At 58.5% G+C, this 12,164-nt stretch carries 15 protein-coding genes; 4 read left to right on the forward strand and 11 right to left on the reverse strand.

Annotated elements, in window-relative coordinates:
* Positions 1-307: 307 nt before the first annotated feature.
* From ACWISF_RS10925 to ACWISF_RS10935, 3 genes are all read right to left on the reverse strand, one after another.
* A complete protein-coding gene (locus ACWISF_RS10925; protein WP_448381614.1) occupies positions 308-982 on the reverse strand; it encodes a C40 family peptidase in 675 nt (224 codons plus the stop codon).
* Positions 983-985: 3 nt separating this feature from the next.
* Positions 986-1,126, reverse strand: coding sequence for a hypothetical protein (locus tag ACWISF_RS10930; RefSeq protein WP_448381615.1), 141 nt, complete (start codon positions 1,124-1,126; stop codon positions 986-988).
* A 77-nt stretch (positions 1,127-1,203) separates the two neighbouring features.
* Entirely contained in the window at positions 1,204-1,506 is a 303-nt protein-coding gene (locus ACWISF_RS10935) for an RNA recognition motif domain-containing protein (protein ID WP_448381616.1), read from the reverse strand.
* A 217-nt stretch (positions 1,507-1,723) separates the two neighbouring features.
* On the opposite strand from ACWISF_RS10935, the gene ACWISF_RS10940 reads away from it, so the two are divergent.
* The 4 genes from ACWISF_RS10940 to ACWISF_RS10955 are packed head-to-tail and all read left to right on the forward strand — an operon-like array spanning position 1,724 to position 4,132.
* Positions 1,724-2,212 carry a DUF721 domain-containing protein gene (locus ACWISF_RS10940; RefSeq protein WP_448381617.1) on the forward strand — a complete coding sequence of 163 codons (489 nt, stop codon included), beginning with the start codon at positions 1,724-1,726 and terminating at the stop codon, positions 2,210-2,212.
* Positions 2,213-2,236: 24 nt separating this feature from the next.
* Positions 2,237-2,893: an ATP-dependent Clp protease proteolytic subunit gene (locus tag ACWISF_RS10945; protein WP_448381618.1), complete on the forward strand. Its 657-nt coding sequence runs from the start codon at positions 2,237-2,239 to the stop codon at positions 2,891-2,893.
* Positions 2,894-2,937: 44 nt separating this feature from the next.
* Positions 2,938-3,534 carry an ATP-dependent Clp protease proteolytic subunit gene (locus ACWISF_RS10950; protein WP_448381619.1) on the forward strand — a complete coding sequence of 199 codons (597 nt, stop codon included), beginning with the start codon at positions 2,938-2,940 and terminating at the stop codon, positions 3,532-3,534.
* Position 3,535: 1 nt separating this feature from the next.
* Positions 3,536-4,132, forward strand: coding sequence for a DnaJ domain-containing protein (locus tag ACWISF_RS10955; protein WP_448381620.1), 597 nt, complete (start codon positions 3,536-3,538; stop codon positions 4,130-4,132).
* Between the two features lie 104 nt (positions 4,133-4,236).
* Here the strand turns inward: ACWISF_RS10955 and dxs are convergent, their stop codons facing one another.
* The 8 genes from dxs to atpB form a co-directional block, all read right to left on the reverse strand.
* Entirely contained in the window at positions 4,237-6,138 is a 1,902-nt protein-coding gene (dxs, locus tag ACWISF_RS10960; protein WP_448381628.1) for a 1-deoxy-D-xylulose-5-phosphate synthase, read from the reverse strand.
* Positions 6,139-6,530: 392 nt separating this feature from the next.
* Positions 6,531-7,484 carry a F0F1 ATP synthase subunit gamma gene (locus ACWISF_RS10965; protein ID WP_448381621.1) on the reverse strand — a complete coding sequence of 318 codons (954 nt, stop codon included), beginning with the start codon at positions 7,482-7,484 and terminating at the stop codon, positions 6,531-6,533.
* Positions 7,485-7,493: 9 nt separating this feature from the next.
* Positions 7,494-9,005 carry a F0F1 ATP synthase subunit alpha gene (gene atpA / locus ACWISF_RS10970; RefSeq protein WP_448381622.1) on the reverse strand — a complete coding sequence of 504 codons (1,512 nt, stop codon included), beginning with the start codon at positions 9,003-9,005 and terminating at the stop codon, positions 7,494-7,496.
* Positions 9,006-9,032: 27 nt separating this feature from the next.
* Positions 9,033-9,587: an ATP synthase F1 subunit delta gene (atpH, locus tag ACWISF_RS10975; RefSeq protein WP_448381623.1), complete on the reverse strand. Its 555-nt coding sequence runs from the start codon at positions 9,585-9,587 to the stop codon at positions 9,033-9,035.
* Positions 9,584-10,111 (reverse strand): F0F1 ATP synthase subunit B, encoded by a 528-nt coding sequence (locus ACWISF_RS10980; RefSeq protein ID WP_448381624.1) that lies wholly within the window; start codon positions 10,109-10,111, stop codon positions 9,584-9,586. The genes atpH and ACWISF_RS10980 overlap by 4 nt, the downstream gene beginning before the upstream one ends.
* A gap of 3 nt (positions 10,112-10,114) precedes the next feature.
* Entirely contained in the window at positions 10,115-10,615 is a 501-nt protein-coding gene (locus ACWISF_RS10985; protein ID WP_448381625.1) for a F0F1 ATP synthase subunit B', read from the reverse strand.
* Between the two features lie 25 nt (positions 10,616-10,640).
* Complete coding sequence (gene atpE / locus ACWISF_RS10990) at positions 10,641-10,889, reverse strand: ATP synthase F0 subunit C (RefSeq protein ID WP_448381626.1); 249 nt, start codon at positions 10,887-10,889, stop codon at positions 10,641-10,643.
* A gap of 89 nt (positions 10,890-10,978) precedes the next feature.
* Entirely contained in the window at positions 10,979-11,743 is a 765-nt protein-coding gene (gene atpB, locus ACWISF_RS10995; RefSeq protein WP_448381627.1) for a F0F1 ATP synthase subunit A, read from the reverse strand.
* Positions 11,744-12,164: the final 421 nt, after the last annotated feature.

Genomic DNA, 12,164 nt, shown 5'->3' on the forward strand with positions numbered 1-12,164 from the left:
GATTGCCTTCTGTAACCTTTATCAAAATATGATAATTCAATGAAATGCCCCATAGTTCTATGGGTACATCGCAACAAGATAACAGGCACTGCTATGAATTGACTTGTGGATGGATTTGTGAGTTGCAGTCCTTTCTTTTATCGGGGTAGAAGTGTTATGTCAAAATTCCAGCGCACTATGCCTCCGGCACGGCACAGCCTAACGTCCCTCATTTTTGGGGGGGGTTAAGTCTTGTGTCTGTTGATAGGGTCCTTTTTGCGACCATAAACCGCTCTGCCCGGTTTTGCCTCACAATTGACCAGAGATGCTAGGGAGGGCCTGCTCGAACCGATTGTGGCTGATAGGAAGCCACCACCCGCCCCGCACCCCGCCACTGTTGGGCATAAATTTCGCCAATTGGCCCCCGGTCGTCCCCCAGGGAGTCTACACCAATCCCGTTGCGTCCTTGGGTAGGGCCGGAGCAGTGGATGTACTGCTGTTGGCCAAGGTAAATGCCCACGTGGGTCGCCCGTTCTGCCGTCCCAAAAAACACCAAGTCCCCCGCCATGAGGTCTTCCCGGGCAATGGGCGCAACAAAGGCCTCCTGCTGGTAGGCATCCCGCGGCAGCCAAATCCCCGCCTGGGCAAAGGCCGTCTGCACCAGCCCCGAACAGTCAAAATCCGGCCCTACCGTCCCCCCCCAGAGATACCTATGGGGTTGGCCCATCGCCTGCACCGCAAACTGAATCACCAGGGGCAGACGCGGGAGAATGGCCGCCCGGTTCAGTTGGGGCGGTTGGTAGGTTTCCGTGGTGGGCAGCCAATCCGCAACCGCGCTCCCATTCACCCAACCGCCGTAGTCATCCTCCGCCAAGGTCACCCACAGGCGTTCGCCCTGACGCGCCCCAGGCAACAGCCACCGCCCCGCCTGGGCTTGGGTTGCTAATTCCTCCCCCGTCGGCGCGGCATACAGATTGACCGGGCGTTGGCACCGATACCACATACCCTAGAGGTTTGGCTCCGACTCCGGCGCCGGCTCCCGGGGAATGCGACTCCGCCGAGTGTTGGTAGTTTTGCGGCTGAACTTGCGGGCATAGGCGCGGTTACGCAAAGCCTTTTCCTTCTTGGGGTTACGGCGTTTGGCCACGGATGCTACCTCAAAAGGGGACAACCCGGAGCCGACTACCAGAGCCGGACACCAGGTTTTGGGTCAATGCGCTGCACCTAAACCCCAGAACGGTTAAAATCCCGGCGACCACCGCCAAAACGCTCCCGGGGACGCTCCTCCTTGGGACGAGCTTTGTTGACCCGCAGTTGACGCCCCATCCATTCGGCGCCATCCAACTCCGTAATCGCCTTGTCTTCCTGAGCGTCCTCGTGCATTTCCACAAACGCAAACCCCCGCATCCGACCGGTTTCCCGATCCATCGGCAGCACCACATTCTTGACCGTGCCGTACTCGGCAAAGACATCCTGGATGTCTTCCTTGGTCACCCGGTAATTCAAATTACCCACGTAAATCGTCATAAACTTGGCCTCGACATGAAATGGAATGTGACCGTGCAGTCGGCTGCGAAACCTTCCTTCAAACCATCGCGGCGAAAAAAACTCGTCGGAGGGAAACCGGTGCTAAACCCCAAACTACACTAGTACACTCTACATCATAAACCTATAATGGCCAAAGTGAACACCGCAGCCAGGACAGGCGGGGAAATGTAACAAAAGTTAACACCAAGGGCAGGGGATGGGTTTAGCGCCGTTGGGGGGGATTTTGGAGCGGTTGCACCAGGGCGCCACGTGGGAGCAGGTGCGGCAGTGGCAAGAATTGTTGCGGTTGTGGGCGGAGGTGGTGGGGCCAACGGTGGCCCGGCAGACGCAGCCTCTATACATCCGTCGGCAGGTCTTGTACGTGGCAACCCGTTCGCCGGTGTGGGCGCAAAACCTGGCGTTTGAGCGGCATCGTCTGTTGCAACGGCTGAATCCGCATTTGCCCCAACCCCTGCAGGACATTCGCTTTCGTCCGACCCTGACCCCTGAGGGCCATCCCCCTGCCGGGCGTGTTTTTCGGGGCGGGCTGCGTCCCCCTGGCACGGCGGCGGCCCCCTTGCCGACCTACCGCCGTCCCCCCATTTGTCCCCGCTGTCAGGCCCCAGCGCCCCTGGTGGAATTGGACCGCTGGGGGGTGTGCAGTCTCTGCCGGGCGGTGGAACTGGGTCAGCAGGCGCTACACTAAAAAAGAACGGCCAGGGAAACAGCGATGGTGCAATCACCCTACTACTACGGGGACGCTTATTACCGGACACCGCCGCCGGATTTGCCGTCCCTGTTGCTAAAAGAGCGGATCATCTATCTGGGGTTGCCGATTGTCCATCAGGTCACCGAACTGATTGTGGCGCAACTGCTCTATCTGCAATACGAGGACCCAGAAAAACCCATTTACTTCTACATCAATTCTACGGGGACTTCCCGCTTTGACGGAGAGCCGGTGGCCTGGGAAACGGAAGCCTTTGCGATTTGCGATACGATGGCCTATGTCAAGCCGCCGGTGCATACGATTTGTATTGGGGTGGCGATGGGGATGGCGGCGGTTTTGCTCTCGGCAGGCGCCAAGGGCCATCGGGCAAGTTTACCGAATGCTTCGATTATTTTGCGCCAAAGTCGCAGTTACACCCGGGGGCAGGCGTCGGATATTCAAATTCAGGCGCGGGAAGTGCTCCGCAATCGGGAAGTGATGTTGGATATTCTGGCGGAAAATACGGGGCAACCCCGGGAAAAGATTGCCAAAGATATGAGCCGCACCTTCTACCTGACGCCCTACGAAGCCAAGGAATACGGTTTGATTGACCGGGTGTTGGAAAGTCCCCGTTCTTTGCCCCACAAGGCGGAGCAGGCGGCTCTGCCGGGGAAAACCTAAGCCTCGCGGCAATTGCTCATTGGATGACAACAAGGAGTGAACCTATGCCCATTGGTGTGCCCAAAGTCCCCTACCGTTTACCCGGTGAACCCTATACCCAGTGGATTGACATCTATAACCGCCTGTACCGGGAGCGGATTATTTTTTTGGGGCAAGAGGTGGATGACGAAATTGCCAACCAAATTGTGGCGGTGATGTTGTATTTGGATTCGGAGGACCCGGGCAAAGATATTTATCTCTACATCAATTCGCCGGGGGGTTCGGTGCACGCGGGCTTGGCAATCTACGACACGATGCAACATGTGAAGTCGGATGTGGTGACGATTTGTGTGGGTTTGGCGGCTTCGATGGGGGCGTTTTTGCTGGCGGCGGGTACCAAGGGCAAACGTCTGGCCTTACCCCATTCCCGGATTATGATCCATCAGGTGTCCAGCGGCGCGCGGGGGCAGGCTTCGGATATCGAAATTGAAGCCAGGGAGGTGTTGCGGATTGACCACCAGTTGAATCAGTTGTTGGCGCACCACACCGGACAACCGTTGGAGAAAATTCAGCGGGACCAAAAGCGGGATTTTTACATGTCGGCGCAGGAGGCGCTGGCGTACGGGATTGTGGACAAGGTGATTGAGGGGAAAGCTCCGTGATATGGCCGACCCCAAGCTGGTCCAGAGCTATCAGTGTTTGGGGCTAACGGTGGGGGCGCCCCTGGCGGAGATCAAGACCGCTTATCGCCGTTTGGCGCGGCAGTATCACCCGGATGTCAACCCCGGTGACCGTGCCAGCCATGAACGGTTTATTGCCCTGCACCAGGCCTACACCTATCTCCGCGAACATTGGGCGACCCGGACGTCTGAGCCAGCGCGGGCGACAGGACGGGTGCGGGTGGAAGTGCGGCATTCCCAGCCGGAGCCGCCGCGGCCTTCCCCCCTTAGCCAGGAGGAGCAGTCCCTCAAGCATAAATTTCAGGTGCAATGGCGCACCTTCTTGGAACAGGGACGGTTTGCCCGGGCAGTGGCCCTGTTGGACACCCTGGCGCAACGGTTTGCCCAGGACCCGGACATTCCCACCTGGCAAGCCGAAACCTACCAACGCTGGGGCAGGGCTTTGATTGACCAGGGAGAATGGGACAAGGCGCGCACCTATCTGAAAAAAGCCCTGCGGCTTGACCCCCATAACCGCCAGTTGTGGGAGGGGGTGAACCGGCAATTCATCCGGCTGGATCAACGCATGAACAAGTATTGATGCGCGTGCGCAGAACGACTCTGCAAGCGGCCGGGGAGTTTGGCGAAGGTCATGAGCAACCCCCCCTGCCGCAAGCGTGGAGAACTTCCGGTCGCCGCAATCCGTCACTCCGCGACCCTGACCACCGCCGTCTGCCCCAGAAAGTGGCGAATCCGTTCGCTCATCTGGGGGGGCGTCAACCCCAAATCCGCCTTCGATTCCTCCGGTTGGGCGTGCTCTACCAAAATATCCGGCACACCGATACGCAAAAGCGGTACGAGCACCCCCGCATCCAATAGGGCTTCCGCCACCGCACTGCCAAAGCCCCCCGGCAAACAGCCCTCCTCCAGGGTCACCACCCGGCCAATCTCCTGAGCCAGCGGCACAAGCAACTCCGTATCCAACGGTTTGGCAAACCGGGCATTGACCACTGCCGCATCCACCCCATGCTCCTTGAGTCGTTCTGCCGTCTGCATGGCCGGCACCACCATCGCACCGTAGGCCACCAGCAGGACATCTTGCCCGTGCCGCAACAGTTCCCCTTTGCCAATCGGCAACGGTTCCCAACCCTCCTCCATCAACGGCACCCCGTAGCCATTCCCCCGCGGATAGCGCACGGCAATCGGCCCTTCGGTGTACTGAATCCCCGTGACAATCATCCGCTGCAATTCCGCCTCATCCTTGGGCGCCATCAACACCATGTGGGGCAGACACCGCAGATAGGCAATGTCATACATCCCCTGGTGGGTCGGCCCATCCGCCCCCACAATCCCGGCCCGGTCCATGCAGAAAAATACCGGCAACTTTTGAATACACACATCATGCACAATTTGGTCAAACGCCCGTTGCAAAAACGTGGAGTAAATTGCCACCACCGGACGCATCCCTTCGCAGGCCAACCCAGCCGCCAACGTCACCGCGTGCTGTTCCGCAATCCCCACATCAATATACTGATTGGGGCAATGTTTTTGCAGAATGTCCAACCCCGTTCCGGTCGCCATCGCCGCCGTAATGCCCACAATTTTGGGATTCTCCTGCGCCAAGCGCGTCAAAGTCTGCCCAAACACCTTGGAATAGGTGGGGGGCTTGGGTTTGCCCGCCGGTTTGGGTTTGCCCGTGGCCAAGTCAAAGGCATTCTGGGCGTGATACCCCACCTGGTCCTGCTCGGCCACCTCGTAACCTTTCCCCTTGACGGTCGCCACATGCACCAACACCGGCCCACAGATTTGGTGCGCCCGCTGGAACGTGTCAATCAATTCCGCGAGATTATGCCCATCCACCGGCCCAAAATAGGTAAATCCCAATTCCTCAAACACCGCCCCCACCTTGGGCACCGTCAGCCGTTTCATCCCCTCTTTCATGTTGTGCGCCAGGGCTGCATCCACAAAGGGCAAATGCTTAAATTGCTCCTCCAAATTTTCCGTCAAAAACTGCACAGGCGGACTCAGGCGCAGTTTATTCAAATAGCGCGGAATCGCCCCCACATTGGGAGAAATAGACATCTCATTGTCATTGAGCACCACCAGCAAACGGGTTTTCGGCAAATGCCCCGCATGGTTAATCGCCTCCAGGGCCATGCCGCCGGTGAGCGCCCCATCGCCGATAATCGCCACCACCTTATAATCCTCACCCCGCATATCCCGGGCAATCGCCATGCCCAAGGCCGCGGAAATACTGGTCGAGGCATGCCCCGCCCCAAAATGGTCAAACCGGCTTTCTGAGCGCCTGAGATAGCCCGCAATCCCATTTTTTTGGCGCAGGGTATGGAACTGGTGATACCGCCCCGTAATCATCTTGTGCGGATAGGCCTGATGGCCCACATCCCACACCACCCGGTCCCGGTCCAGGTCCAAGGTCTGATACAAGCCCAAAGTCAGTTCCACCACCCCCAAACCCGGCCCCAGATGCCCGCCCGTCACGGCCACGGTTTGCAGATGTTTCTCGCGAATCTGCCGGGCAATCGCTTCCAACTCCGGGATGGACAAACCATGTAATTGATTCGGATGGGTAATTTCGCTCAGATGCACGGGTTTGACTCCTCCAATGGCAACAGGATACCAATTTGCGACCGGGGACACCCCGCCACCCCCCGCTTGGCGACCCTCTGTTTTATGGTAGCCCAGCCTATCCCACAACTTGTACTTTGGTAAATCATTGTAAACCCGTTTATCGCCCCACCCGGCCCAGCGTCCAACCCACCCTTAAAAAATTTTCTCATTAATTTTCCCATTCCGCATGTGGCCTGAAGCGAACTTATGAACTTTTGTGGTAGGGTTCAACACGACTGCGCTCAAGATATTAAAACATTCCTTTTTTTCCCTAGAAAGCGCCCGAAGCAAACGTACTTGTCAGGTGTTCTACCGACATAAAAATATCCCACGTTTTTGGAAATGACAATCCCACCACCCGCCCAGACAGGCTAATCCTTGAGCGCGTTGGCCCCGGCCACCACCTCCAAAATTTGCTGGGTAATGGCCGCTTGCCGCGCCTTGTTGTAGGACAGGGTGAGGGTTTTGATCAGGGCTTTGGCGTTGTCACTGGCATTGTTCATCGCCGTCATCCGCGCCGCCAATTCGCTGGCCGCCGCCTCCTGCAACGCCCGGAGCATCTGGTTGTTGAGATACAAGGGCAACAGGGCGCTAAAAATCTGCACCGGGTCCTGCTCAAAAATCATCTCCTGAGGAAACACCGCGGCACGGGCTTGGGCCTGGGGGCGGCGTTCCACCTCCAACCGCCCCTCGCGGGTGGTCAACCGGAAAATCTCGTCGTCCTGAGGTTCCAACCCCTGCAAGGACATGGGCAAAATCGTCTGCACCACCGGTCGCGAACTAATCAGCGACACAAAACGGGTGTAAATCAATTCCACCCGGTCCACATCCTCGGAAAGAAACAGGCTCAGCACCTCCTGGCTGATCCGGCGGGCTTCCTCAGCAGTAGGAATCTGCTCCAACCCGGTAAACGACCGGTCAATCGGGTGCTGACGACGGGTGAAATACTGGGTGGCCTTGCGCCCCACCGGAATCAACACATAGTCCAGCCCCAATTGCCGCAACTCCGTGATCCGGTTGTCCGCCCGCCGAATGACGTTGGCATTGTAGGCCCCGCACAACCCCCGGTCCCCCGAGAGGATCAGCAACGCCACCCGCCGCACCGGTCGCTGCTGCAGCAACGGCACATCCAAATCTTCCAACTGCAACCGGGACTGCAACCCGTACAACACCTGCGCCAACCGGTCGGCAAAGGGCCGGGTTGCCAACACCTGCTCCTGCGCCCGCCGCACCTTGGCCGCCGCCACCAACCGCATCGCCTCGGTAATCTTGCGGGTATTTTTCACCGCTTTGATCCGGTCCCGGATCGCCTTCAAACTGGCCATGACCGCCCCCTACGCCGTGAAACTGGCTTTGTACTCCGTAATCCCTTCCTTGAGCAGGGTTTCGGCCTCCGGCGTGAGTTTTTTCTCCGTCCGTATCGCCTCGCCAAACCCCGGCTTGTTCACCCGCAGATACTCCCGCAGCCCCGTCAAAAACGGTTGTACCTGCTCCAAAGCCAGGTCATCCACATACCCGTTGGTACAGGCATAGATGATCGCCACCTGCTCTTCCACCGGCAAGGGCGAAAACTGGGGTTGCTTGAGCATCTCCCGAATCCGCTGCCCCCGCGCCAACTGCTCCTGGGTGGCCTTGTCCAAATCGGAAGCAAACTGGGAAAACGCCTCCAATTCGGCAAACTGCGCCAACTCCAACTTCAGTTTGCCCGCCACCTGCTTCATGGCCTTGATCTGCGCCGCCGAACCTACCCGCGACACGGAAATCCCCACATTGATCGCCGGGCGCACCCCCGCATTAAATAAATCCGCCGACAGGAAAATCTGCCCGTCCGTAATCGAAATCACATTGGTCGGAATGTAGGCCGACACGTCCCCCGCCTGCGTCTCGATAATAGGCAGGGCCGTCATACTCCCACCCCCCAAGGCATCGTTGAGCTTCGCCGCCCGCTCCAACAACCGGGAGTGCAGGTAAAACACATCCCCTGGATACGCTTCCCGCCCCGGGGGCCGCCGCAACAGGAGCGACATCTGCCGGTACGCCTGCGCCTGCTTGGTCAGGTCGTCGTAAATCACCAGCGTCGCCTTGCCCTTATACATAAAATACTCGGCAATCGCCGCCCCCGCATAGGGCGCCAAATACTGCAACGTGGCCGGTTCATCGGCGTTAGCCGCCACGACAATCGAATACTTCATCGCTCCCCGTTCCTCCATCACCCCCACCACCTGGGCCACCGAGGACGCCTTTTGGCCAATCGCCACATACACACAGATCACGTCCTGGTCCGCCTGGTTCAGAATCGTATCCAGGGCAATCGCCGTCTTCCCCGTTTGCCGGTCCCCAATAATCAACTCCCGCTGCCCCCGCCCGATGGGAATCATGGCGTCAATCGCCGTAATCCCCGTCTGGAGCGGTTCGTACACCGACCGGCGCGCCACAATCCCCGGCGCGGGCGATTCCAACAACCGACTTTCTGTGGTGTTCACCGGCCCTTTGCCGTCAATCGGTCGGCCCAAGGGGTCCACCACCCGCCCGATCAGGGCTTCCCCCACCGGTATCTGGGCAATTTTACCCGTGGCCTTGACCGTACTCCCTTCGGAGATATTCCGGCCATCGCCCATCAACACCGCCCCCACGTTGTCCTGCTCCAGGTTGAGGGCAATCCCCACCGTGCCGTCGCTAAATTCCAACAACTCCGAGGCCATCACCTTTTCCAGGCCATAGATGCGGGCAATCCCGTCTCCCACCTGGAGCACAGTTCCCACATTGGCGACCTCTACCGCCTGGTCGTACTGCTCGATTTGCTGGCGGATAATTTGGCTAATTTCATCGGGCCGGATCGTGATCATAACCTTCTTTCCTCGTGGGCTTAGGGACTAAACAACACTTTGCGTCAAACGGAGCGCCAGCCGTTGCAACTGACTCCGCAAACTTACATCCAAAAACTGCGAACCCAACTGCACCGTAAACCCCCCCAGCAGGGAAGGGTCCACCGTCACTTCCACCTCTACCTGCCGAGCGCCACACCTTTGGGCCAGCCGTTCGGCCAAACGTTGGCGCTGTTCCGGGGTCAACGGCACCGCCGCGCGCACCCGCGCCAACTGGATGCCCCGCCATTGCCGCGCCATCTCCTGAAACGTCGTAATGATCCGCTCCAGCAGCACAATGCGCCCCCGGTCCACCAACAGCAGCAGGAAATTCAACACCAGCGGCTGCACCTGCCCCGTCAACACCCGCCGCAGGAGATTTTTTTTCTGTTCCGGGGGAACCGTTGGCCGTTGCAACACCTGTGCCAACGCCGGGACGCTTTGGAGCAACTGTTTGATCTCGGCCAATTCCTGCTCAATAGGCTCAACCAAATTCTGGCTTTTGGCCAAATCCAACAGCGCCTCGGCGTAGGGTTCGGTCAAACGCGCCACCTGGGTCGTCATCCCCCACCTCCCAAGCGAGCAATACCCTGGTCAATCAAACGGTGATGCACCTCCGGGGTCAAGCGGGTTGGCAACTGCGCCGTCACCTGCGCCAAAACCAACTCCGTAAGCCGGCGCCGAATCGCCTCCACCGTCCGTTCCTGCTCCAATTCAATCCGCTGTTGCGCCTGCAGACCGATGCGCTCCACCTCCTGCGCCGCCATCGCCAGCATTGCCGCCCGCGCCTGGGCCGCCCGCTCCCTGCCTTCTTCCTTCAACTGGGCGGCCTGCACCTGCGCCTGCGCCAGATTCTTTTGCGCAGTCTGCAACGCCACTGCCGCCTCCTGGTGGGCCGTCTCCGCCTGGGTAATCGCCTGGACAATGGCCTGCTGCCGTTCCCGCAGCAGATTCCCCAGGAACCCCCGCCCGTAGTAAATCACCAACCCCAATACCACCAAAATATTCAGCGTATTGGTGCGCAATAGGTCGGGATTGAAACGCACCCCGCTTGCCGCTTCCGCCATTGCCAGCCGTAGGAACTCCATCGCCTAGACCAATAACTTTGCCAAAATTGCTGCTGCCAAGTCCTGCACCTGGGGTTCCAACTGGGCCAACGCCTGGGCCTGTTGCGCTGCCAAATCCGCCTGGGCTTGCGCAATCTGTGCCTGCGCCGCCTGTTGCGCCACCCGAATCTGGGCCTGGGCTTCCTGCTTAGCCTGTTCCTGCGCCGTATTCAGGGTTTGCTGGGCTTCCCGCCGGGCCAGCGCCAACTCCTGGTCGTACTGCTGGGTCAACTGCGCCGCCTTGTCCTGCCATTCCCGCGCCTGTGCCTGCTTGGACCGGATGTATTCTTCCCGTTCATCCACCACCCGCAGCAAGGGCTTGTAAAACACGGCATTCAAGACCGCCACCAGCACCAAAAACTGGAGCGCCATCAGCGGCAGGGTCGCATCCAGGTCAAACAACCCGCCCGCTTCCGCCAACAATCCCAGCCCCAACACCATGTGCATCCCCTGTTCTCTCCCTTGCAGGCCCGATGGGCAACCCACCAGGCCCCATCCGTTTCCTCCTTATTTAACCGGCAAACGGGTTCGCAAACAACAGCACCAGCGCCACCACCAGCCCGTAAATCGTCAAGGCTTCCATAAACGCCAAACTCAGCAACAGCGTGCCCCGGATTTTTTCTCCCGCCTCCGGTTGCCGGGCAATCCCTTCCACCGCCTGACCCGCGGCACGACCTTGACCCAAACCCGGTCCAATGGACCCCAGGCCCACCGCCAACGCAGCGGCCAACACCGAAGCAGCAGACGTCAAACCATCCATAAATCCATCCTCGCAGTAGGGTTATGTAACGGGATACAAAGGCCCCGCAGATCACAATACCAGGTTTTGTTCCCAGTACCACAACCATCTTAGGCCATTTCTGCCTCCTGTTCCCCGTGCTCGTGGTCTTCCAGGGCTTCGGCGATGTAGGTCGAGGCCAAGGTGGCAAAAATCAGGGCCTGAATCCCGCTGAGGAACAGCCCCAGCACCATCATCGGCACCGGCAACAGCACCGGCACCAAAAAGGTCAACACCCCCACCACCAACTCATCCGCCAAAATATTCCCAAACAACCGGAAGCTCAAGGACAGGGGCTTGGTGAAATCCTCAATGATCTTAAAAGGCAACATGATTGGCGAAGGGTACAAATACCCCTTGAAATAGCCCAGCAACCCCTTGCGGCTAAACCCGGCATAAAAATAGGCCAGGGACGTCAGCAGGGCCAGGGCTGCCGTCGTATTAATATCATTCGTACTTGCCGCCAATTCCCCCGCCGGGAGTTCAATCAACTTCCAGGGCAGCAAAATCCCGGTCCAGTTGCAGGTGAGAATGAACAAAAACAAAGTCCCCACAAACGGCAACCAGGCGCGGTATTCCTTTTCGCCCAACTGATCGCGGGTCAAGGTGCGCACAAAATCCAGCACATACTCCATAAAATTCTGCCATCCCTGCGGTACCCGTTGGGCCTTGCGCGTCCCCAACCACGCCGCCCCGATCAACAGAGCCATCACCACCCACGACGTGATAAACACCTGGCCGTGAATTTTCAGCTTGCCCAGGTGCCAGTACAAATGTTCGCCCACTTCCAGACTCGCCAGCGGCGCATACCACAGCCCAGCCAACACTGTCACCATAAACGTGCCTGTAACTTCACCAGCCCCAGTCTAAAACCAGGACGGCATCCCCGGCAACGCTCACCCTGACCGTTGAGCCCATCAATGAGCAAACAAATCAAAAAATAAAAATTCACCTTGAATCTTAAGATGTTGAGGGTTTGTGCCCAAATGGGCATCCAGCCTCGTGATACTAAGCATTGTCCTTGAGGCGCTGCATTCTCATTAAGCATCTTGCCGGCTGCGAATTTATGAACTTTTGTTGCAGGGTTCCACCGGAATTTCCCATCGCTCATCAGCAAGGCCGCTCCGAAAGACTTACACAACGCTGAACAAAAGCGGACTTTCGTTCAACTTGTTGCTTCCTTCCTGATTCAACGATTCATGCCTAGTCGGCGAACCGACCCCGGCAGAGGAATCTCCCCAGGCGTCACTTCCCCTG

The sequence above is a fragment of the Gloeomargarita sp. genome, assembly GCF_053491055.1.